We start from the raw sequence: 22,123 nt of genomic DNA on the forward strand, positions 1-22,123 counted from the left end.
AATAATATTGGGTAATAGGGGCGTCATGATTGAATAACTTTCTTGGCGAGAATCTGAAGAAGCTGCGCAAGCAAAAAAACATCACTATGGTTGAATTAGCCCAAAAAAGTGGGCACTCCCAGAGTTATATTAGCCAATTGGAACGGGGCCTGATTAACCCCACAGTAGGGGCGTTGCAAAAAATCGCCTCTGTTTTGGGGGTACCAACCGCCTTTTTTTTCCATGATGAGGAGCATATGGTGGGTTCTAATAATCAAATGACTGACCCTGATGAGCCAAGGGTAAAAATAGTTCATCCCAATAGGCGAAAAGAGTTAGTTTATCCTAGCTCTAATATACGTTATCAATTATTATCTCCGGACCTAAAAGGCCCGGTCGAATTCATGTTAATTACTGCCCCCCCCAAGGCATCAACAGGAGACGAGAACTTTATTCACGACGGTTTCGAATACGGCTTTATCTTAAAAGGTTCAATGCAAGTTTGCATTAATGATAACGAAGTTTATTTATTAAATAAAGGGGATTCCATTCTGTTTAGCAGTTCAACACCCCATAAATGGTGTAACCCAAGCGATACCGAAGAACTTCAGGCTGTATGGGCCGTTTCACCACCCTCATTCTAGAGCAAAGGGAGGGATAGGATTTAATTATCGGGGGTTGCAACGGTACCATATAAATAAAAAGCAAAGGAGCAAGGATATTATGGAGTTATGTGATCTCACCTGGGTAGAAGCCCGCGAATGGCTCCAAAGGGATCCGGTAGTCATTGTCCCCCTGGGCTCGACGGAACAACACGGTCCTCACTTGCCACTAAAAGTTGATATTGCAGCTGCCGATTATATTGCCCGCAAAGTGGCGGAAAAAACTAATATGTTGGTGACTCCTCCCCTCAACTTTGGTTTTTCAGAGCTTTGGCATACGTACCCCGGGACAATAAGTTTTTCAGCAGAAACGTTTCGTAGGGCGGTCCATGATATTTGCTATAGTTTAATCAGATGCGGATTTAAAAAGTTCTTCCTGTTAAATGGTCATAACCCTAACTTGCATTTAATGCAGTCGGTTGCCAATGATTTAGTGGATCGTTATGAAAAGGAAGGAATTGCAGTCGCAGCGGCAACATATATTTTCATGGCGCCTGAGGAATGCAATCAGATAGGGGAAAACTTCAGGGATGGGACCCATGCCAATGAAATGGAAACTTCCATTATGCTGGCCCTCGATCAGGAACATGTAAAAATGGATTTAGCCCAAGAAGTATCCAAACGTTATCGCCCTCGACGGGTAATAGCCTTTGAACAAAGTGCAATGATTTTAAACCGGTGGCCAGATTCTAATCTTTATGATGGCACGTATGGTAATCCAGGGTTGGCGACGGTGGAAAAAGGTAGGGCCTATCTAGAGGTATTAATCGAAAAGATTTCCAGGTTTGTAATAGAATTTAATAATGGCCAATTTAACCCCAGCCAAAATAATGGCAGTCCAAAAGAATAGAGCAAGGATGGTGAATCATCGATGCCATTCAATGAGAATGACAAGATCAAATTAACTAAAGGGTTGGACTTCATTCTTTTACCGCGTCCGGTAGTTCTCGTAACCTGTCTGGATGATAATGATAACCCCAATATTATTACTTTAGCCTGGGCTACCCCGGTGTCCCATCAACCTTTAATTGTAGCAATTGCCGTGTCACCTAAAAGGTACTCCCATGAATTAATAAATAAGCGCCGGGAATTCGTGGTCAATTTTCCGGATATTAGCCTGGCAGAAGGAGCTAATTGGTGTGGTCGCAAGTCAGGAAAAAAATATAACAAGTTTCATGAAACCGGCTGGACCTCTGTTCCGGGCAAAACCTTAAAAACCCCCCATATAGCTGAATGCTACGCTTATCTGGAATGTAAAGTAACCCAACAGATTGTTTCCGGAGATCATACGACGTTTTTTGGAGAAGTTGTGGATGCTTACGCGATTGAGGAAGCAGTAAAGAAAGTAAAGCAGGGAGGTCCACCACCTTATTACTTTGATCCTGTAAAAATAAAAACCCTACAGCATTTAGGTGGCGATATGTATCTTAGTAATGATGAAAGTTATGTCGAGTTTGAAGTTAGTGGGGTCATCGATGTATAGAAAAAGGGCCCTAATTTTAGCCTGCACTTACTCCGCCCAGAGTAAAGACTATTTTAGGACCCTCAGCTAAATTATAACAAGTATTTAGCGAAAAGAAAACTGGTTTCTGGCGCGAACGGCTGTGACATGAGCCTCACCAACGTGTTTCTAATGGTTTAGGGGGGAGGCCAGCTAATCGCTAGCTTTCCCCGTCGAAACCGGTTTACACAAGTTGTCGATGCTCAAGGGCTGCTTTTGTTTAAGAAGGATAGTCAAAAAATGTAAACCCACGAAACGGTGAAAACCATAAAACAGTAATAATAAAGGAGGGCAAATTAATGACCGGTACGCGGTATCGCTACGTTATATTGGTGACAGTTTGGCTTTTGTATGTAATAAATTATTTTGATAAAATAGCGGTCCTAAATTTATTGCCTTTTATCCGGAATGATTTAGGGCTATCCCACGAGGTAATAGGTTTAGCTGCCTCCCTTTTTTTCCTGGCCTATGCCATCATGCAGATTCCCGCTGGCATAGCTGCCGATAAATGGGGACCGAAGATCGTTATGGGCGTGTCAATTGTGGCCTTTACCTGTTTTAGTTTCTTGACGGGAGTGATTAAATCCTTAACCCAATTTATCATTGTACGCCTTGGACTGGGGGTAGGTGAGGGGTTACACTTCTCCCCCAGTATTCGAGCCATTGGTGACTGGTTTCCACCTCAGGAAAAGGGCCGGGCCACCGCCTTTTTTACTACTTCCTGGACGATAGCCCCGGCTATTATCCCGGTTGTTGTCGCTTTTATTACCGCAGCTTGGGGTTGGCGGATGGTATTTTACCTGTTGGCTATACCCGGCATAGTAGGAGTCCTGGTATTGAAGTTCTATATGTACAATAAACCCGAAGAAGCTTTACAGGCCGGAAGGATCAATCAAGAGGAATATAATTATATTAAGAAACAGGACATGGTTAAAGCTAATACAAATACCGCGGTCAAAGTGAAACCAGATTTTAAAGAAGTGGCGGGTGATCCTTATTTATGGGTCATTACAGCTATAGTTTTCTGTAAAACTAGTGTTTATTGGGGAACAACCACCTGGCTTACTTCTTACCTGGTTGAGCAACATGGATTTAATATTAAGGCTATGGGTTTCCTGGCAGCTATTCCCTTCCTGGTAGGTTTATTGGGACAGATGTTGGGCGGGACTTTAATGGATAAAGTATTTAATTCCAAAGCACGCCCAGTACTATCCCTTGCCTTTTTCGCTTTGGCAGTGGTTCTGTATGCTGTTAACCTTATTCCTAAAGGGAACATCCCCATCCTGATCATTGTTTTTGGCTTATTAGGGATGTTTGTTGTTATGTATGATGGCCCAATTTATGCTTTTGTCCAATTGCGTTATCCTAATGAAATGGTAGGCACAGTTACCGGGATAACCCAGGGTATTGGGCAATTCGGGGGGTTTGTGGCCCCGATCATTGCTGGCTTTCTTATTGTTACCAAAGCTACCGGTATCAGTTATCATAATGTATTTCTATATTTTGCAGGCATGGCTATTATTGGCACGTTACTCTCCCTTTCTTTAAATGAAAAGCCGATTATAGTCAGGCCGGCTAAAAATTCTTCCATGGAGGGGTAATAAATGCTTATTAATCCTGAACAAAACAAGACCAGTTGGGGCAAAGAGGTAATATTTATTAACAAGGAACTACCGGCTAGAACCCCGATAGAAGCAGGTATTTTCGAATGTGAACCGGGAGCCTCCCTGGAGCTGCATGTCCACGAAAATGGTGATGAGTACTGCTATCTGTTTGCAGGGCAAGGTGTTTTTGTTATTGCCGGCCAGGAATATAAAGTGGAAACGGGGCAGGCGATTAAAATCCCGCGCGGTATCAAACACCTGTCTTATAACAACGGTGACCAGACCTTCAGGAGTTTCTTTATAGTTTGCCCCTAGGTTATGGCTTACCATAAGGCGTGGGCCTTAGCCCACGCCTTAAAATAAGAAGAAGGAGATTTCTATGGCGGGAATTCAGGAAAGGCTGCTTCGAATCGATTTAAATCAGAGCAATGTTAGTGAGGAAAGACTACCACGGAAATGGTATTCGCAATACTTAGGCGGCTTAGGATTAGGTTTACGTTATTTACTCGAAGATCTTCAAAGTACCAGTTCCTTAGATGAACCTCTGTTAATCATGGCCGGTCCCTTCGCCGGTACCCCTATCCCCGGCAGCGCTCCAGCGGTATTAATATCTGTTTCTAAGAAAGGCTTACATTATGATATGTTATATGGTAATGTAGCTGCTGCCATAAGGCTGGCCGGGTTTGATGGTATGGTGTTGAATGGCAAGTCTCTGGCGCCGGTATGGGTGGCTATAGCCAGCCAGGGCATCGCTCTTAAAGCTGTACCCGATTTAGAACCAGAAAATGCTTTGGATACAGAAGCCAAAATAAGGGACCTTACGCCGGAAGCCCTTACCGTCCTGGCAGTAGAGGAAGACAAGAGCCGCAGTAATGAATATTTAGAAGTAGATATGGGTGGGCAATTGCTTTCAAAAGGGGTAAAGGCAATATCAATAGTAGCTGACGGCAAATTTGATAGCGAAAGAAATGTTAAAGATCTTTTACGGGATGTAAATCTCTACCTTTTTAACAGTATAAAGCAGAAAAGCGAACGGGTAAATCAAACCGCAATGCCGGGAAGAAAATCGTGCTTTGGTTGCCCGGGAGGATGCATTGATTATCAACGGGATGGTCAAGAAGCCAACTTTGTACTAACACCATCGTTTAGTTCTAAGCAATTGTCAGTTGAGGCTCTGGTTAGGGAAGAAAATAATCGGTCCCTAAAATACTGCTTGCCTTCCTGCCCTAAATGGACGCTGCCACAAAAGAAGATACTGGAATGGCTCGAGGCTATTACCGGCTTTGTAATTACTGCGGATGAGCTAGAAATTACCGGGGCGAGGGTGTTTACGCTTTATAAAATATTAGATATGTACTATGGAGCCAAACCAATTTCACCTGCACAACCGGAGTATCTTAGACAAAGGGGTTTTAACGAACGGGGAGCTCTTATCATAGATAAGCTGGAGCAATTATCCCTTCCAGCCTCAATTACAAATTTATTTAACCCTAAATAGTATGGAGGAAAGATTATGCGTCTCCAGGTGCGTGTGAAAAAGTGCACTGGTTGCCAGAACTGTGCCATTGTGTGTGCGGCTGAACATAAGGGGATTTTTACTTTAAATGGGTCAAGGTTAAAGATAACCTCTGAAGCCGGGAGTGCTCAGCAGCAGATCGGTGTTTGTAGACTATGTAGAAATTGCCTTTGTGTAACTTCTTGCACCTATAAAGCTTTTAAAATTGATACCCGGACCGGGGTCCGTTATATTGATTATGACCTCTGTCAAAATTGCCAGGTCTGTGTCCAGGTCTGCCCCTTCAAGGCTGTTCACTTGGATTACACCCTGGATTTTCCGGTTGTTTGCGATTTATGCTCCGGTGAACCCAAGTGTGTACAATTTTGTTATTTTGGGGCCTTGCAGTTAACCACTGATTAATGATTCGGGAGGGCATAAAAAAGAATGGCTGTATTTCCCGACGCGAAGATCCTTGAGGTAGATCTAAACAATTTGGCGATTCATAAAAAGATTATTCCCGGCGAAACTTATAAACTTTATCCCGGAGGGTCGGCCCTGGCCCTGTATTTAATTCTCCGAGATATGCCACCTGGTATTAACCCTCTGGGCCCGGAAAACATGTTGGTATTTGCCGTATCGCCCTTGACCGGGCTCCCGGTAAGTGGTCAAAGCCGGATGGTGGTGGCAGCCAAAAGTCCCTTAACCGGGACGATTGGTGATAGCCAGGGAGGAGGTTTTTTACCGGCCGAATTAAAGGCTAATGGCTGGGACGCCCTCGTTTTTAAAGGTAGGGCGGTAGAGCCGGTATATCTTTATATTGAAGGAGAAAAAGTAGAACTACGCCCGGCACGACATCTCTGGGGGAAAGTTACCGGGATAGTGGAAGATTTAATAAGAGAAGAGTTAGGCTCTAAAGATCTCGAGATTGCTCAGATAGGTCCGGCGGGTGAAAATTTGGTACGTTTTGCCTGCATTATTAATAAATGCAGCCGCGCCAATGGACGTACAGGTTTAGGGGCCGTAATGGGCTCGAAAAATTTAAAGGCCGTGGTGGTGCATAAAGGTAAACCGAGGTTACCGATGGACCCGGAGGGCTTTCGTTCTTTAACTCAAGGGATTACCCAAAGGATAACTGCCAACAGTACTCTCACTTCTTTAGGGGAGTATGGTACCGACGGGGATTTAATTGGCAATCACGAAGCGGGATTTTTGCCTACCAGAAATTTTTCTTCCGGTTGGTTTCCGGAAGGAGCAGAAAATCTTAGCGGCGCAACAATGAAGGCCACTATTCTGAAGAAAAGGGATACCTGTTACGCCTGTGCCATAAGATGCAAGCGGGTTGTCAACATACCAGGTAAAGTGGAAGGCCGTTATGGTGGCCCTGAATACGAAACCTGCGCTGCGATGGGATCTTATTGCGGAGTTACCAGTCTGGAACCGGTGGCTATCGCCAACCAACTCTGCAATATGTATGGCCTGGACACCATATCGTGTGGGGCAACTATTGCCTTTGCCATGGAGTGTTATACCAGAGGACTAATAAACAACACTGATACCGGCGGTTTGGATCTCAATTTTGGCAACGAAGAAGCGGTAATACGATTAATAGAGATGATTGCTAAAAGAGAAGGTCTTGGTGATTTATTGGCGGAAGGAAGTCTCCGGGCTGCTCTTAAATTGGGGGGGGGAGCACCAGATTTAGTAATGGCCGTGAAAGGTTCAGAGATGCCAGCGCATATGCCGCAGTTTAAACCGGCGGTTGGTATAATTTATGCTGTTAATCCTTTCGGTGCTGATCATCAATCAAGTGAACATGATCCGCTCTTAGTCTTGCCCCCCGATAGTATCGAGGGACAGCGTCTGGCTCAAATTGGTGCCTGGAGGGGTTATGATAATCCCTGGGATTTAGATGAGGAAAAGGCACGTTTTGCCTTTCGGACACAATGTTTTTATTCAGTTACTGATATACTCTGCCTTTGTCAATTCGCCTGGGGGCCCTCCTGGCAACTTTACGGGCCGGATGATTTATTAACCCTCTGTCGTAGCGGTATTGGCTGGGCAACATCTTTGCCTGAATTAATGCGTATTGGGGAAAGACGCATTAATATGATGCGCTATTTTAACGCCCGGGAAGGATTTAATAAAGGCCAGGATCGCTTACCCCTACGCTTCTTTGAACCCTTGCCTGATGGTCCATCAAAGGGAATGAGTATTAATGAAGAGAAATTTAGCAAAGCCCTTGCCCAATACTACCGTTTGGCCGGTTGGGATCCGGTAGATGGCAACCCGACTGTTACCAAATTAAAGGAACTATCCCTTGACTGGCTTTTAGAATGACGTCATTTGTCGGCCCTTCATTGCGATCAATAAGGTGGGTGCACGAATGGAAATAGATATTAACAATAAGAAATACACAGTAGCCCCTAATTCTACCATCGAGGATGTATTAAGGGAAATAAAACTTCCTCTCCAGGTCGCCGTTTGGGTTAACGGGCGGAAACTTTTGCAACAAGAATATCTAACTTATAGATTGCAACCCGGAGACCAACTTAAGATTATTAAGCCTCTGGCGGGAGGTTAGAACCAGGATAAAAGGTTATTAACCAGGGGACGGCCCGGGGCCACGATCCAGTTGGTGCTGTCAGTCCAGCCCTCTTTGTTAACAGTCCCTATCTACTATGGAAGCCTGGCAGCAATTGGACTCTTCAAGGCAGCACTGGCCTGATAGCCATTTGTTGGCCCTTAAAGGCCCAGCAATATCTTCAATCACATTTCCACGGCGGCCATAGATTCTGGTAAAATAGCGCCCCACGCCAGGGCCAGCAGCTTAAAATGGGCATAAGAAAAAGTGGGCTACCAAAGCCGGAAGGTACGTATTTGTCGCAATAGACACGACGGCCATTGCCGCGGGGAAGAGAATATATAGCGGCTAATATTGTCGACTTATTCCAAAGATAGTTTAAAGATTTTTTTAAATCAACCTGGCTAAGCAAGCAGGAATCTTCGACGCCGTGGCGAATAGAATTAAATATTTCAAGACACACAACCGGCGACCTTGGGATTGCCCAAGGAAGGGCCCGGGGCGCAAGGAAGGTCTGTCACGCGTACATAAGTACGTTGAAGCCCCACTTTACCCACTACTTAATAAAACCACTGCAAAAAGTATGGAGAATAGGTTATGAAAACGAACCGGGGACCGGCAGACTTAAAATTGTTGCAAGAAATGAACCGGGCGAAGGTGCTGGAAACCATTCGCGCCTCCGGCCCCATTGCCCGGGTGGACATCGCCCGCCAGACCCACCTCAGCCCGACTACGGTTGCCTCCCTGGTGAGTGACCTGATTACCGATGGCTGGGTCCGCAGTGTAGGAGAAGGCCGGTCGCGGGGTGGGCGCAAGCCGACCCTGCTGGAATTCAACGCCCGGGCTGGGTACATCGTAGCGGTCGATGTCACCGATTCTTATCTCACCATCGCCCTTACGGATTTGAATGCCCAAGAATTGGAGCAGGAACGAACCATTCCCCACCAGCTGGCCGGCGATGCCCTGGCGGAGTTCATCGGTGCGGAGGTGGGCCGTGTATTGAGCACTGGAGGGGCGCGGGAATTGCCGGTGGTCGGCATCGGGATATCGACCCCCGGTTTGGTGGACGCTGGCGCCGGGGTAATCCGCTACTCCTTGAAGCTCAACTGGATGGACCTGCCCCTGGGGCCGACGCTGGCGCAACGCTTTCATAATCTAGTATATGTGGAAAACGACACCAATGCTGCGGCCATCGGCGAGAAGTGGTTCGGGGCCGGGCGTCCCTTTGCTAACATGGTTTACGTGTCTATAGGCAGCGGCGTGGGGGCGGGGTTGATTTTAAACGGTGAGGTTTTTCGCGGTTTTACCGGCAGCGCCGGCGAACTGGGCCATATGAGCATCGACAAGGGTGGGGAAAGGTGCGAGTGCGGCAATATCGGCTGCCTGGAAAACCTGGTGGCCTGGCCGGCCATCTGGGCGCGGGTGACCAAAGCGGTAAAGCGGGGCGTTCCCACGGTAATTACGGAGATTGTTGACAATATCGACCAGGTGACGCCGGAAATCTTGAACAAAGCCGCCCTGGCTGGTGATCAGCTGGCGGTCAATGCCCTGACGGAAGCCGGGGTCAGCCTGGGGATCGGCCTGGCCAACCTTATTAACCTTCTGAACCCCGAAGCCATTATCCTGGGGGGCAGCCTCCTCGGCGAAAAGAGTTTTATGCTCCAGCATGTCCGCAAAACCATGGCCACCCACGGGCTGAAGGTACCCGGCGCCGCCGTGCGCCTGATCCCCAACCAGCTGGGCGAGAAGGCCCGCTTGTTCGGGGTGGCCAGTATCGTGCTGCATAACCTTCTGGCTACCAAGTTCTGGCCCTCCTTTGCGGAACAAAGCGCCGAACCCTCCTTGGCGGGTGAAAACCAGCGCGCCGGCAGCATTGCCGCCCCAGATAGTACGCCGCCACCGGCGAACTAGAGAAGACCAGGAGCCTCTCATGGGGCCTCACTCCCCAGCTTTACCAGAACCCTTTTCCAGGAGGTGATTTTTAATATAGATGGTAAAACACGCCATTTTTGGTCTTAGGTAGAAAGTATAACCGAAAGAGGAATTAAGTGGAGGTCGTACATTTTTTACTTATTTGGCGTTAATGCCACTAAAGGGAGAGATGGATCAATGGCCAATTTTCCCAACCTGTTCAAACCAATTCGCATCGGCGATCTGGAGTTAGCCAACCGCATTGTCCACGTACCCACCGATATCAGTTCCTCCCATGCCGACGGTTCCGTCAGCGAGCGGGATATCCTGCATCACGCCGAAATCGCCAGAGGCGGCACCGGTTTTATCATCGTCGGCGCCACCAGCCCGGACGGCAAGACCGGCCGGCCGACGGTAACCTCTCTGGTTGCCGACGGCGACAACCACATCCCCGGCCTGGCCCGCCTGGCGGAAGCCATGCACCGTTACGGGGCCAAATGCGCCGTCCAGCTGCAGCACCCCGGCCGCCAGGCCGCCATCCCGCGTTACAACACCATGTCCACCAACGACATGGTCATCAAGGTCCCCTGGTCGGCGGGCCATGAGGTCATTTACGCCAATGCCGAAGAGAAGGGCAAACAGGCCCGGGCCATGACGGTCGAAGAGGTCCTGGACATGATCGAACTCTTCTCCGAGGCCGCCTGGCGGGTTCAGCAGGCTGGCTTTGACGCTGTGGAACTCCACGCCGCCCACGGCTACCTCCTGGCCCAGTTTATGAGTCCCTACACCAACCGCCGCAACGACCGCTTCGGCGGCTCCCTGGAGAACCGCCTGCGCTTCCCCCTGGCCATCATCGACCAGATTCACAAGAAGTGCGGCCGCGATTTTCCCGTCCTTGTCCGTTACTCGGTAGACGAGTGGATCCCCGGCGGCCGTGACCTGGAAGAAAGCAAAGCGGTGGCTCGCATGTTCGAGGAAGCCGGGGTGGCCGCCCTGGACCTCAGCCAGTGCATCACCGAAACCCCGGGGGCCGGTTTCGACCCCATGTATTATGAGCAGGGCTGGACCATTTACGCCTCCGAAGCTATCAAAAAAGTTGTCAACATCCCGGTCATCAACAGCCACACCCTGCGCGATCCCGAATACTGCGAGCAGATCCTGGCCGCAGGTAAGACCGACCTGGTCGGCCTCTCCCGCCAGCTCCTTGCCGACCCTTACTGGCCGGTCAAAGCCCGCCAGGGTAAAACCCAGGAGATCCGCCGCTGCATCTCCTGCCTGGTAGGTTGCTGGCAGGAATCCATGCTGGCCAAGAAAGAGATCCGCTGCGCCATCAACCCGGCGGTGGGCGATGCCCGCTACGCCCGCATGCAAAAAGCAAAACAGAGCCTGAACATCGCCGTCGTGGGCGGCGGGCCGGCCGGCATGGAGGCCGCGCGGGTAGCCGCCATTCGCGGCCATAAAGTGACCATCTTCGAAAAGACCGGCGAACTGGGCGGGGCCATCCTCGGCTGCTGCCTGGTACCGGGCAAAGAAAAGATGAAGTGGTACGCCGACTGGATTCGCCACCAGATCAAATCCCTGGGGGTGGCGGTCCGCTACCGCACCCAGCCCACGGTGGACGACCTGCGTACTTACGATGTCGTCGTCAACGCCACCGGCGCCAGTTCCTATGTCCCCGACCTGCCCGGGGCCAACGGTAGCAATGTAGTAAGGTTTGAAGAAGTCATGGCCTGCCCGAAACGGACCTGCGAGCATTACCCGGGCGACCGCCAGATGACCCGGGTCGGCGAGCGGGTAATCGTGTGGGGCGACCATTTCCAGGCCGTCGATACGGCCCAGTTCCTGGCCTCCATCGGCAAGCAGGTGACTATCATAACACCGAACCGGGAACTGGGGGCCACCATCGAGCCGGTGCACATGTACGTAGTACGCAAGCGCTTTAACCAGACCGATGCCGAAGCCTTAACCTCGAAGCCGTACAAGCACCCGGTCCGGGTCATCACCAGCGCCACGCTACTGGAGATTCGTGCCGACGCAGCCGTCATCATGGACCGGGAGTTCAACCGTATCACCATGCCCGCCGATACTGTCGTCCTGTGCCAGGTGCAGCCAAATAGCGGGCTGTTCAATGAACTGCTGGCCGCCGGCCTGAAAGTAGTCAATGTCGGCGACGCCGTCCGCGCCCGCAATTTAAAGGCGGCCGTAGCCGAGGGCGCCAACTTCGGCCTTATGATTGACCGCGACACCCCCTTCAACACCAACGGCGCCCTCATGGACGACATCCCCCTGGATGTCCGGTTGGAACTCGGATTGTAGAGGAGGTGAGCAAACCGCCTTTAATGTTGTTGTCCTGAATGAGGTTAGAGGCAGGAAAGGAGTGAGGGCGCCCACCCATAGAAATAGCTGGCCGGGACTGACACGTCCGGCCCCAGGCAAGTCACCTTCAGGTAGTAGATCACTCATCATCCTTTAACCTTAATGGAGGGAGGACCATCAATGTTCAGTAAAGGCAGCAAGAAAACCAGGCTCACCAGGGGTTTGTTCCTCATCCTGGCGTTAATCCTGGCAGTATCCCTATCCCTGGCCGGGTGCGGCGGCAGCAAGAGCGCATCTTCGGAGGCCGGTAAAAGCGGCCAGAGCGGCCAGGCGGAAAAAACAGCGAAGAAATCAGGTTTCAACATTGCCCTCCTGGACGGCACCAACAGTAACGCCTGGCGCATCCAGATGGAGCAGAACATGCAGCAAGTGGCCGATAAGCTGAAATCCCAGGGGCTAATCAGTAACTACTCCGTCTATGAGGGCAACAACGACGCCACCACCCAGGCCCAACAGATGGACCAACTGATTAATTCCGGCGTGGACGCCATCCTGATCAACCCAGTATCGGCCACGGCCTTGGCCCCGGCCATCGATAAAGCGGTTAGCAAAGGCATCCTCGTCATAGCCATTGACCAGCATATCAGTCATCCCAAGGTCATCAGCGTCACCACGGACCAGTACGAATGGGCCCGTATCCAGGCCGAATGGCTGGCCAAGCAGTTGAACGGCAAGGGCGACATCCTGCAGTTCGACGCCATGGCCGGCGCGCCGGCCAACGAAGTCCGCCACCAGGCCTTCGCCGATGTCCTGGCCAAATACCCCGGCATCAAGGTCCTGAAGCAGGTCAACATGGACTGGGACGAAGGCAAAGCCAAGCAATTGATGACCAGCCTGCTGGCTACCTACCCGAAGTTTGACGCCATTTTAAACCAGGACGGCGCGGCAGTAGGGATTATCAATGCCCTGCAAGAAGCCAAGCACCCGTTACCCAAGGCCATGACCAGCGACGAATGGATAGCTTACTTGCGCCTATGGTATGACATCAACCAGAAGAACCCCAACAATCCCCTGAACGCCATCATCGTGGAGAATCCTCCCGGTATCGGCGCTGATGGCCTGATGATCGCCGTCAACCTGCTCCAGGGTAAAAAGCTGAAGGATGGCGTCCTGACCTCCGATCCTCTGGATAAGGAAAATAAGAATGCCATCATGATCAAACCCACCCTGATCATCACCAATGATAATCTCAAAGAATGGTATGATAAGACTAAGGATAAGCCCGATACCTATTATATCGACAGCGTCCTGTCCCAAGCAGACATCGATAAAATGTTCCAGTAGGGGTTGAGCCCTTGTTACAAGCACAACAGATCAGCAAGCATTTCGGTGGCGTGACCGCCCTGAAGGATGCTGCCCTGAGCCTGGCGCCCGGAGAAATCCGGGCGCTCCTCGGGGCCAATGGTTCGGGGAAGAGTACCCTGGTCAAGGTCCTGGGGGGCCTGGTGGCACCCGACAGCGGCACGATCCTGCTGGACGGGAAGCCCCTGGTCATTAATTCCCCTACCGACGCCCGCCGCCACGGTATTGCCGTCGCCTACCAGGACCTGAGCCTGGTGCCCAGGCTGTCCGTGGCCGAAAACCTCCTCCTCGGCCGGGAGCCCTGTCGGCCCCTGGGCTTTGTGGACACCCGGAAGGTTCGGGCGCGGGCGCTGGCATTACTGGAACGCCTGCAGGTAGACGCCGGCCCTGACGCCCTGGCGGGCGACCTGGAACCGGCAGCCCAGAGCCTGGTGGAAGTGGCCAAAGCCCTGGCCTGGGAACCCCGCATCCTCATCCTGGACGAAGTGACGGCCTCCCTGCATCATGATCAGGTACAGCATCTCTTTACCATCCTCCGGGAGATGAGCCGGAAAGGCCTCGCCATTCTCTTCGTCTCCCATCGCTTCGACGAAGTCTTTGCCCTGTGCCGGACGGCCGTAATCCTGCGCGGCGGGGAAAGCGTGGCCTCCGTCCAGTTGGACCAGGTGGATGAGGCGGAGGTAGTCTACCATATGACCGGCACCAGGCCCGAGAAGTGCCAAATTGCAACCGCCGGAGCAGGGGAACAGGAGCAGCGAGAGGTAGTCCTGTCCGTTACCGACCTCCAGGTGCCACCCCGGGTGCGGGGCGTCACCCTGACGGCCCGGGCCGGCGAGATTATCGGCCTGGCCGGCTTGCAGGGGCAGGGGCAGGCGGAATTTTTGCGGGCCGTTTACGGCCTCCTTCCTTTTACCAGCGGCCGGGTGAAGTACAGCGGGGCAGCGGTTGCCTTTCACTCGCCGCGGGAGGCGGTACGCCGGGGTATCGGCTTTATCTCCGGGGACCGGGAGCGGGAGGGCCTCCTGCCGGTACGCTCCGTGACGGAGAACCTGTTCCTGGCGCGGCTGGCCAAAAAACGGTTGGTTAAGGCCATCAACCCTCGGGTGCTGCAGGACGAAGCCCGCCGGCAGATAAAAGAGCTGCGTATTGTCGCCGCCAGCCCCGGGCACCCGGCCAACAGCCTTAGCGGCGGCAACCAGCAGAAGCTGATTATCGGCCGCTGGCTGGCGGTAAAGCCCAGGCTGCTGTTGCTTGATGACCCGACGAAGGGCGTTGATGTCAACGCCCGCCGGGAAATTCACGACCTGCTGCGCAGCATGGCCGCGGCCGGAACGGCGGTACTTATCTCCTCCAGCGATAACGAAGAACTCCTGGCCATCGCCGAGCGCATTTACGTTTTTTATGAAGGGGAAATAGTGGCCGTGATCCAGGAACACGAAAAAACGGAAGAATGCCTGGTGGCGGCCATGCTTGGCATGGAGCGGGCCAAGCCGAAGGAGGGAGCGTAAATGATGCACTTGTGGCGCCGGCTGCGCGCTACGCCGGCTGCTCCGGGCTACCTGCTCTTACTTTTAGGAATCATCATCAACATCCTGGTGCAGGGTCCCGGCTTTTTCAGCAGTTCCAATTTCAATTCCCTCCTGGCGGTAAATGCGCCCCTGGTGCTGGCGGCCATTGCCCAGACGGTAGTGGTGTTGACGGGGGGCATTGACCTCTCCATCGGTAGCAACATGACCCTGGTTAACACCCTGGCCATCGCCCTGGCCAACCAGGGGCACTGGCCGGTCGGGGTGAGCTGGACCGTAGCCCTAGTGGCCGCCACCCTGGTAGGGATGGGTAACGGCCTGATGGTGGCCTACCTCCGCATTCCGCCGTTGCTGGCTACCTTTGCTTCCATGTCCGTGGTCGGCGGTGTAGCCCTGTGGGTATGGCCCAAGCCGGGCGGCATGGTCCCATCCGCCCTTTATACCGCTTACGGCTCCTCCTTCCTGGGCATTCCTGTGGCCGGTTGGATTATCGTGGCGATGGGGTTGCTGTGGCTGGTAGTCTCCCGGCAGCGAGTAGGAATCTACCTTCGCGCCGTCGGCGGCCGTGAGCGCAGCGCCTACGCCTCAGGGATCAACACAGCCGGAGTGAAGTTCTTCGCCTATACCTTCAGCGGCTGCATCACCGGCGTAGCCGGCCTGTGCCTGACGGCCCTGACCGCTTCCGGCGACCCCAAGATCGGCCTCCTCTTCGGCCTCAATTCCATTGCCGCCGTGATCCTGGGGGGCTGCAGCCTTTCCGGGGGCTGGGGCAGCGTCGGCGGTTCCATAGCCGGGGCCCTCTTCCTGGGGCTCATCAATAATATCGTCTTTTTCCTCTTCCGCAATTTCGTCAACAATATTCCTGGCCTGACGAGCCTGGCCTCCTTCTACCAGCAACTCCTGGCCAATCTGATCGTAATCCTGGGCCTGGCCAGCGCCGCCCTGACCCAGCGGAGCGAGACCGGCGTCGGCGGGCGCCGGCGTCGCCGGGGAGGTACCCAGCATGCCTAAAGTCAGTCAGAACTTGCGGCAAAACCAGCTTTTCATGGCCGGCCTTATCGCCATCGCCCTCTTTGTCGGCGGCGGCCTGGTCAACGCCAGCTTCTTATCGCCGGCCAATATCGGCAGCATCCTCGCCATGGCGGTCCTCCTGGGCTTCGCCGCCGCCGGCCAGACCTTGGTGGTCATTGCCGGCGGGGAAGGCATTGACCTCTCCGTAGGGGCGGTCATGTCCCTGGGCGCCGTTTTGGCGGCCCAGACCATGGCCGGTCAAAACAGCAATATCGCCCCGGCCCTGGTGTTGGTAATCCTCGCCGGGGCGACCATCGGCCTGTTTAACGCCGCCGGCATCCTCTACGCCCGGGTGCCGCCCCTGGTAATGACCATGGCCATGGCCAACGTGGTGACCACCATCCAGCTCATCTACACCCACGGTTCGCCGGTGGGCATGCCGGCCCCTATCATCGCCTACTTGGGCTCGCGCCGGCTGTTTCCCTTCCTGCCCTGGCTGGTGGTCCTGGGCCTCATCATGATTATCCTGATGCAGTTTATCCTGCGCCGGACTGTCTACGGCCAGCAGGTCTACGCCATCGGCAGCAACTACAACGCCGCCTACCTGGCCGGGGTGCGGGCCGCCACGGTCAAGGGCATCGCCTATATCTTGAGCGGCATATTAAGCAGCCTGGCCGGCTTCTGGCTTATCGCCTACAATAACTTTGTTTTCGTCAACATGGGCGCCGCCTACGTCTTGCCGTCAGTGGCGGCGGTGGTCATCGGCGGCACTTCCCTGGCCGGGGGTGAAGGCTCTTACACCGGCACAGTGCTCGGCTCGATCATCCTTACCGCCCTGGCAAGCCTGCTGGTGGTGCTGCATACCGACGAAGCCGGGCGGCAGATCATCAACGGCCTGGTCCTGATCCTGCTCCTGGCCCTGTACACCCGGCAGCCGGCCATCCGGCAGTAGCACCTTTTATCTCTCTTGACGGAGGCTAAGTAAGATGAGCAGAACAGAAGTAATAAATATCGGTATTGTCGGCGCCGGGTTTATCGGGGAGATCCACGCCGCCGGCTACGCCCATAATCCCCGGGCGCGGCTGGCGGCCGTAGCGGATATTCGGACGGAAAAGGCCGGCGCCCTGGCGGCGCAATATGGCCTTAAATCCTATGCCACCCTGGACGAGATGCTGGCTGCAGAAAAGCTGGACGCCGTCGATGTCTGCTTGCCATCCCCCTTCCATCGTGAAGCAGTAGTCAAAGCCGCTGCCGCCGGGAAGCACATCCTGGTAGAAAAGCCCTTCGCTATCAGCCTGGACGACATCGACGCCATGATGGCGGCCGTCGCGGCCGCCGGCGTCCGTTTGATGGTCGCCCACGTCTGCCGGTTCATGCCCGAATACATGGTGGTGAAGTCCCTGGTGGCGGCAGGGAAGCTGGGCCGGCCCCTTTTCTTCGGCGCCTGGCGGGAATCCGCCACCCCGGGTTGGAGCTGGAACAACTGGCTCCTGGACCGCAATCAGAGCGGCGGCACCATTATGGATCTGCAGATCCACGACATCGACATTAGCAACTGGCTGCTGGGAACGCCAACCTCCTTTTCCAAGCACGAAATCATGGCTCCCGGGCGGCCGGGTCCGGCCCACGTGGTATCCAACCTGGTCTATACTAACGGCGCCCTGGCCAGCCTGGAGGCCGGGCACTTGATGCCGGCCTCCTACCCCTTTACCACCGGCTACCGCCTGGTATGCGAGGAAGGGGCCGTTGAGTTCCTGAGCCCCAGGGAGGGCGAAAAACAGGTCCTGGTCTACAACGGGGATGGAATGACGACCCTAAAGGGCGCCGACCTGCCGCCGGTGTTGGCCGGCGATCCCTACGCCGAAGAACTGGCCCATTTCGTCGACTGCCTCTTGACGGGCGCCCCCTTCCGGGTCAGCCCGGCTGAAGCGCGGCTGGCAGTGGCTACAGTGTTAAAATGTACGTAAACATCATTGTAAACATCAACTTATGGCGGGCCATAATCTAACTTCCACTGCTGGAAGGTGAAAAAGCATGACTCTACGGATAGGTCTCATCGGCTGCGGCGCCGCCGGCCAGGCCCATGCCGCCGTCTACCGGGGCATCGAGGGAGTAGAACTCCGGGCTGTGGCCGATACCGACGTCGCGGCCGCCACCCGGCTGGCTGCAGCTGCCGGCTGTCCGGCCCTGTCCCCGGAAGAACTCCTGGCTGCCGATTTAGACGTAGTTGCTATCGCGACCCCGACCCCTACCCACGCCGCCCTGGTGCAGGAAGCCGCCCGCCGGGGTAAGGATATCCTCTGCGAAACCCCCCTGGCCCGCACCCTAGATCAGGCCCGGGAGGCCGTGGCCGCCTGTCGGGAGGCGGAGGTCCGTCTGATCCCTTTACACCTCAACGCCTTTATGCCCCCCCTGCGCCGGGCCGGAGAGCTCCTGGCCGGCGGCAGTTTGGGCCGGGTCGGGGTGGTGCGGATCACCAGGCGCCGGCCCGGCGTCCCGGCCGGCGCCTGGCACCGCAGCCTACCAGCGAGCGGCGGCGTCATCCTCGACCTCCTCGCCCAGGATATAGCTTTCCTGATTGGCTGCTGCGGCCGGGTTGAGCGGGTTTACGCCGCTTCCACCGCCTACCGGGAGCTCCTGGACGGTGAGTACGCCCAGGTTTCCCTTCGCCTGCAGAACGGGGTTATCGCCCACCTGGACGGGAACTGGCTGCCGGGGGACCAGGGCGGCGACGAGCTGGAGATCGCGGCCGCCAACGGCCTGATCGCCTGGTCCACCGAAAACACGGCGCCCCTCAGGTTAACCCTCAACGCCGAACCGGGGAAACGTATCCTGACAAGCCCGGTGGACGAGGATATGTATATTGCCGGCTTAAGGGCAGCCTTGCGGGCCCTGGAGGATGATGCCGCCTCTCTAGCCGCCGCACCTTCAGCTAGTGTTACATCTCCAGCCGGTGACGCACCGCTTCCCAATGTTACACCTCCGACCGGTGTCGAGGTGGCCCTCCATACCCTGGAGGTGGCCCTGGCGGCCCTGGAATCGGCGGCCACCGGCCGGGTTTTCACAATAGCGTAGTCAGGAGAGATGACGGGTATGAAAATTGGCATTTTAAGTTTCGCCCACATGCACGCCTACAGCTACGCCGCCGCTCTTACCCGCCTGCCCGGGGTGGAATTCACCGGCCTGGCCGACGACGACGCCGAGCGGGGCCAGGCCGCGGCCGCAGAGTTTGCCACCAGGTACTTCCCCACGGCGGCAGACCTGTTAGCTACCGACATCGACGGGGTCATTATCTGCTCCGCCAATGTCGAACATGAAGAACTGGCCCTGGCCGCCGCGGCCCGGGGTAAACATATATTATGTGAAAAACCCATCGCCACTACCATCGCCGCCGCCAACCGCATGATCGCCGCCTGCCGGGAGAACAACGTCCAGCTGGGCGTCGCCTTTCCCTGCCGCTTGCACCCGGCGGCGCGCCGGTTGCGGGAGGAGATCCAGGCCGGCAAGCTGGGCCGGGTCATGGCCATCCGCGCCACCAACCACGGCTCGCTGCCGCCCGGTTGGTTTTTAGACCGGGAAAAGGCCGGCGGCGGCGCCGTCATGGACCATACCGTCCACGTCGTCGACCTCCTGCGCTGGTTTTTGGGCCAGGAAGTGACCCGGGTCTACGCCGAGGCCGGCACCCTCCTCCACGATATCGCCATCGACGACTGCGGCCTCCTTTCCCTGGAACTGAGCGGCGGCGCCTACGCCACCCTGGATACCAGCTGGTCACGGCCCGAGGGGTTCCCCACCTGGGGGGACGTGACCATGGAGATCGTGGGCACCGGCGGTACCGCCTACCTGGACTTGTTTTCCCAGAACCTGGCGGTTTACGGCCCGGGTGAACTGACCACCCGCTACGAAAACTGGGGCAGCGACGCCGATTACCTCCTGGTGCAGGATTTCGTAACCAGCATCGCCGCCGGCCGCCAGCCCCTCGTTTCCGGCCAGGACGGGCTGAAGGCCCTGGAAGTGGCCCTGGCCGCCTACCGCGCGGCCGCAACCCAGGAACCAGTTGCGGTGGGAAACTGACATGGGGGAAGAACGTGATTGCAAAACCAACCAAGGGGCCTTGATAACCAGCAAAGGAGGAACCAATATTAGTGAGAAAGGCAGTTATGTCCTGGGAGTAGATCTCGGCGGCACTAAAATCGCCTTTGGCCTGGTGGATCAGGCCGGTCAGGTCGTCAAAGATCTTATTATACCTACCTGTCCCGGGGATGGCGCTATGGGAGTCATCCAGCGAATCATCGCCGGGCTGCGCCAGGTGGCGGCGGCCGCCGGCGACCGGCAGGGGATCAAGGGCATCGGCATAGTCGTGCCCGGTGTCCTCGATATTGACAGTGGCAGGGTCGTCCTGGCTTCCAACTTGAACTGGCGGGACGTCCCCATCAGCGCCATCCTGGAAAAGGAACTCAACCTCCCCCTCTTCCTGGAGAACGACGCCCGGGCGGCGGCCTGGGGGGAGAAGTGTTTCGGCCAGGGGCGGCGGGTCGAAGACCTGTTGTATATCGCCATTGGCACCGGTATCGGCGGCGGCCTGATCCTGGGCGGCCGGATCTATCGCGGCCATCACGGCAACGCCGGCGAAATCGGCCACATGGTCATCGACCCGGAAGGGCCCCTCTGCGGCTGCGGTAACCGTGGCTGCTGGGAGGCCCTGGCCTCGGGCCGGGCCATCGCCAATCGGGCGGCGGCCCTCCTCGCCGCCGGCCGGCCCTCGAGCCTGGGGGCCCTGGCGGGCCGGGGCGAGGAAGTCACCGCCCTCCACGTCGCCACTGCCGCCGCAGCCGGCGATGAGCTGGCCCTGGAGGTTATGGGGGAAGCGGCCCGGTATATCGGCCTGGGCATCGCCTCCCTGGTGACCATCTTCGACCCGGAGCTGGTGGTCCTGGGCGGCGGCGTCAGCCGTAACGGCAGCCTGCTGCTTGCCACGGTAACGCGAGTGGTGCGCCAGCGCGCCCTGCCCCCGGCCGCCGGGGACGTGCCAATAGTGCTATCCACCTGGCCGGAAATGGCGGGGGTCGTCGGCGCCGCCGCCGTAGCCTTTTCCCGGCTGGGCCTGCTGGACGAAGGAGGTAGGGCCTTATGTCGCGCATGTTAACGGAAATCCGGGAACAACCCGGGGTTTTACGCCGGTTGCTCCAGGAGGAAGCAGAAAACATCCGCTCCCTGGCCGCCCGCATCCGGGAGCGGCAGTGCCGCTACGCGGTCATCGCCGCCCGGGGCACCTCCGACCATGCCGCCACCTTCGCCAAATACGCCCTGGAGGTCTACACCGGCCTGCCGGTGGCCCTGGCCGCCCCTTCGGTAATTACCCTCTACCAGGGCCGCCTGCGGCTGCAGGACGCCCTGGTAATTGGCATCTCCCAGTCCGGTGAGGCGGCCGACGTGGGGGAGATCCTGCGCCAGGGCCGGGAGAGCGGCGCGGTGGTGGTCACCATCACCAACGAACCGGAATCCACCATGGCCCGGGAAGCCGACCACCTGCTCCTCTGCCGGGCCGGCAAGGAGACGGCCCTGGCGGCAACCAAGACCTATACCAGCGAGCTGGCCCTCCTGGGGCTGCTGGTGGCGGCCCTGGCCGGACGTGACGACCTGGCCGCCGCCATGGCCGGGGTGCCGGACGCCCTGGAGGCCTGCCTGGCCCTGGCGCCCCGCATCAAGCAGGCCGTGGAGCGGTACGCTTATATGGGTGAATGCGTGGTCCTGGGCCGGGGGCTGAACTACCCCACCGCCCTGGAGGCGGCCCTGAAACTGCAGGAAACCTCCTACGTCCAGGCCCAGGGCTTCTCTGCCGCCGACTTTCTCCACGGTCCCATCGCCATTGTCGACCGGGGCTTCCCGGCCATGATCGTAGCCCCGGCCGGCAGGAGCTACCAGCAGATGCAGGCCCTAGCCGGCCAGCTCCTGGCCCGGGGGGCGGAACTGATTATCCTCTCCGACCAGCAGGAGCTCCTGGGCCTGGCCCGCACCGGCCTGGAGCTGCCCGCCGTGGACGAGTTCGCCTCGCCCCTCACCAGCATCGTCGCTCTGCAGCTCTTCGCCTGCTTCCTGGCGGAAGCGAAGGGGCTGGACCCAGACCTACCGCGGGGATTGCGCAAAGTAACCGTGACCCGTTAGAGGATGT

The 22,123-nt window shown here is 56.0% G+C and carries 20 protein-coding genes; all 20 read left to right on the top strand.

Features of this window, described 5'->3' with window-relative positions; genetic code table 11:
* Nucleotides 1-29 precede the first annotated feature (29 nt).
* The 20 genes from SDD30_RS05725 (at nt 30) to SDD30_RS05820 (ending at nt 22,116) form a co-directional block, all read left to right on the top strand.
* Nucleotides 30-623, top strand: coding sequence for a helix-turn-helix domain-containing protein (locus SDD30_RS05725; RefSeq protein WP_434073970.1), 594 nt, complete (start codon nt 30-32; stop codon nt 621-623).
* A 79-nt stretch (nt 624-702) separates the two neighbouring features.
* Nucleotides 703-1,491 carry a creatininase family protein gene (locus tag SDD30_RS05730; protein WP_434073971.1) on the top strand — a complete coding sequence of 263 codons (789 nt, stop codon included), beginning with the start codon at nt 703-705 and terminating at the stop codon, nt 1,489-1,491.
* A 21-nt stretch (nt 1,492-1,512) separates the two neighbouring features.
* Nucleotides 1,513-2,124, top strand: a complete 612-nt coding sequence (locus SDD30_RS05735) for a flavin reductase family protein (RefSeq protein WP_434073972.1) — start codon at nt 1,513-1,515, stop codon at nt 2,122-2,124.
* A gap of 317 nt (nt 2,125-2,441) precedes the next feature.
* Nucleotides 2,442-3,743 carry an MFS transporter gene (locus SDD30_RS05740; protein WP_434073973.1) on the top strand — a complete coding sequence of 434 codons (1,302 nt, stop codon included), beginning with the start codon at nt 2,442-2,444 and terminating at the stop codon, nt 3,741-3,743.
* 3 nt (nt 3,744-3,746) lie between these two features.
* Nucleotides 3,747-4,061: a cupin domain-containing protein gene (locus tag SDD30_RS05745; RefSeq protein ID WP_434073974.1), complete on the top strand. Its 315-nt coding sequence runs from the start codon at nt 3,747-3,749 to the stop codon at nt 4,059-4,061.
* Between the two features lie 64 nt (nt 4,062-4,125).
* On the top strand, nt 4,126-5,244 hold the full coding sequence (locus tag SDD30_RS05750) for an aldehyde ferredoxin oxidoreductase N-terminal domain-containing protein (RefSeq protein WP_434073975.1): 1,119 nt from the start codon (nt 4,126-4,128) through the stop codon (nt 5,242-5,244).
* A 15-nt stretch (nt 5,245-5,259) separates the two neighbouring features.
* Nucleotides 5,260-5,664, top strand: a complete 405-nt coding sequence (locus tag SDD30_RS05755) for a 4Fe-4S dicluster domain-containing protein (RefSeq protein ID WP_434073976.1) — start codon at nt 5,260-5,262, stop codon at nt 5,662-5,664.
* A gap of 24 nt (nt 5,665-5,688) precedes the next feature.
* Complete coding sequence (locus tag SDD30_RS05760) at nt 5,689-7,581, top strand: aldehyde ferredoxin oxidoreductase family protein (protein ID WP_434073977.1); 1,893 nt, start codon at nt 5,689-5,691, stop codon at nt 7,579-7,581.
* Between the two features lie 46 nt (nt 7,582-7,627).
* A complete protein-coding gene (gene thiS / locus SDD30_RS05765; protein ID WP_434073978.1) occupies nt 7,628-7,825 on the top strand; it encodes a sulfur carrier protein ThiS in 198 nt (65 codons plus the stop codon).
* 597 nt (nt 7,826-8,422) lie between these two features.
* Nucleotides 8,423-9,736 carry an ROK family protein gene (locus SDD30_RS05770; protein ID WP_434073979.1) on the top strand — a complete coding sequence of 438 codons (1,314 nt, stop codon included), beginning with the start codon at nt 8,423-8,425 and terminating at the stop codon, nt 9,734-9,736.
* 198 nt (nt 9,737-9,934) lie between these two features.
* Entirely contained in the window at nt 9,935-12,052 is a 2,118-nt protein-coding gene (locus tag SDD30_RS05775) for an oxidoreductase (protein WP_434073980.1), read from the top strand.
* Nucleotides 12,053-12,232: 180 nt separating this feature from the next.
* The gene (locus tag SDD30_RS05780; protein ID WP_434073981.1) at nt 12,233-13,396 is read left to right on the top strand and encodes a substrate-binding domain-containing protein; all 1,164 of its coding nucleotides are present in this window, start codon (nt 12,233-12,235) and stop codon (nt 13,394-13,396) included.
* Nucleotides 13,397-13,407: 11 nt separating this feature from the next.
* On the top strand, nt 13,408-14,922 hold the full coding sequence (locus SDD30_RS05785; protein ID WP_434073982.1) for a sugar ABC transporter ATP-binding protein: 1,515 nt from the start codon (nt 13,408-13,410) through the stop codon (nt 14,920-14,922).
* Complete coding sequence (locus SDD30_RS05790) at nt 14,923-15,951, top strand: ABC transporter permease (RefSeq protein WP_434073983.1); 1,029 nt, start codon at nt 14,923-14,925, stop codon at nt 15,949-15,951.
* Nucleotides 15,944-16,903 (top strand): ABC transporter permease, encoded by a 960-nt coding sequence (locus SDD30_RS05795; RefSeq protein WP_434073984.1) that lies wholly within the window; start codon nt 15,944-15,946, stop codon nt 16,901-16,903. Before SDD30_RS05790 ends, SDD30_RS05795 begins: the two co-directional genes overlap by 8 nt.
* Nucleotides 16,904-16,937: 34 nt before the next feature.
* The gene (locus SDD30_RS05800) at nt 16,938-17,918 is read left to right on the top strand and encodes a Gfo/Idh/MocA family protein (protein WP_434073985.1); all 981 of its coding nucleotides are present in this window, start codon (nt 16,938-16,940) and stop codon (nt 17,916-17,918) included.
* Between the two features lie 67 nt (nt 17,919-17,985).
* The gene (locus SDD30_RS05805; RefSeq protein WP_434073986.1) at nt 17,986-19,026 is read left to right on the top strand and encodes a Gfo/Idh/MocA family protein; all 1,041 of its coding nucleotides are present in this window, start codon (nt 17,986-17,988) and stop codon (nt 19,024-19,026) included.
* A gap of 18 nt (nt 19,027-19,044) precedes the next feature.
* Complete coding sequence (locus SDD30_RS05810; protein WP_434073987.1) at nt 19,045-20,025, top strand: Gfo/Idh/MocA family protein; 981 nt, start codon at nt 19,045-19,047, stop codon at nt 20,023-20,025.
* Nucleotide 20,026: 1 nt separating this feature from the next.
* The gene (locus tag SDD30_RS05815) at nt 20,027-21,097 is read left to right on the top strand and encodes an ROK family protein (protein ID WP_434073988.1); all 1,071 of its coding nucleotides are present in this window, start codon (nt 20,027-20,029) and stop codon (nt 21,095-21,097) included.
* A complete protein-coding gene (locus tag SDD30_RS05820; protein WP_434073989.1) occupies nt 21,082-22,116 on the top strand; it encodes an SIS domain-containing protein in 1,035 nt (344 codons plus the stop codon). The genes SDD30_RS05815 and SDD30_RS05820 overlap by 16 nt, the downstream gene beginning before the upstream one ends.
* Nucleotides 22,117-22,123: the final 7 nt, after the last annotated feature.

Source organism: Moorella naiadis (nom. illeg.), from assembly GCF_051020825.1.
GTDB lineage: Bacteria > Bacillota > DSM-521 > Neomoorellales > Neomoorellaceae > Neomoorella > Neomoorella naiadis.

Coding starts and splice junctions, on each gene's coding strand:
- SDD30_RS05760 (WP_434073977.1), top strand. CDS start 5,689: ATGGCTGTATTTCCCGACGCGAAGATCCTTGAGGTAGATCTAAACAAT.
- SDD30_RS05775 (WP_434073980.1), top strand. CDS start 9,935: ATGGCCAATTTTCCCAACCTGTTCAAACCAATTCGCATCGGCGATCTG.
- SDD30_RS05730 (WP_434073971.1), top strand. CDS start 703: ATGGAGTTATGTGATCTCACCTGGGTAGAAGCCCGCGAATGGCTCCAA.
- SDD30_RS05745 (WP_434073974.1), top strand. CDS start 3,747: ATGCTTATTAATCCTGAACAAAACAAGACCAGTTGGGGCAAAGAGGTA.
- SDD30_RS05820 (WP_434073989.1), top strand. CDS start 21,082: ATGTCGCGCATGTTAACGGAAATCCGGGAACAACCCGGGGTTTTACGC.
- SDD30_RS05795 (WP_434073984.1), top strand. CDS start 15,944: ATGCCTAAAGTCAGTCAGAACTTGCGGCAAAACCAGCTTTTCATGGCC.
- SDD30_RS05800 (WP_434073985.1), top strand. CDS start 16,938: ATGAGCAGAACAGAAGTAATAAATATCGGTATTGTCGGCGCCGGGTTT.
- SDD30_RS05740 (WP_434073973.1), top strand. CDS start 2,442: ATGACCGGTACGCGGTATCGCTACGTTATATTGGTGACAGTTTGGCTT.
- SDD30_RS05815 (WP_434073988.1), top strand. CDS start 20,027: ATGGGGGAAGAACGTGATTGCAAAACCAACCAAGGGGCCTTGATAACC.
- SDD30_RS05790 (WP_434073983.1), top strand. CDS start 14,923: ATGATGCACTTGTGGCGCCGGCTGCGCGCTACGCCGGCTGCTCCGGGC.
- thiS (WP_434073978.1), top strand. CDS start 7,628: ATGGAAATAGATATTAACAATAAGAAATACACAGTAGCCCCTAATTCT.
- SDD30_RS05805 (WP_434073986.1), top strand. CDS start 17,986: ATGACTCTACGGATAGGTCTCATCGGCTGCGGCGCCGCCGGCCAGGCC.
- SDD30_RS05755 (WP_434073976.1), top strand. CDS start 5,260: ATGCGTCTCCAGGTGCGTGTGAAAAAGTGCACTGGTTGCCAGAACTGT.
- SDD30_RS05750 (WP_434073975.1), top strand. CDS start 4,126: ATGGCGGGAATTCAGGAAAGGCTGCTTCGAATCGATTTAAATCAGAGC.
- SDD30_RS05770 (WP_434073979.1), top strand. CDS start 8,423: ATGAAAACGAACCGGGGACCGGCAGACTTAAAATTGTTGCAAGAAATG.
- SDD30_RS05810 (WP_434073987.1), top strand. CDS start 19,045: ATGAAAATTGGCATTTTAAGTTTCGCCCACATGCACGCCTACAGCTAC.
- SDD30_RS05780 (WP_434073981.1), top strand. CDS start 12,233: ATGTTCAGTAAAGGCAGCAAGAAAACCAGGCTCACCAGGGGTTTGTTC.
- SDD30_RS05735 (WP_434073972.1), top strand. CDS start 1,513: ATGCCATTCAATGAGAATGACAAGATCAAATTAACTAAAGGGTTGGAC.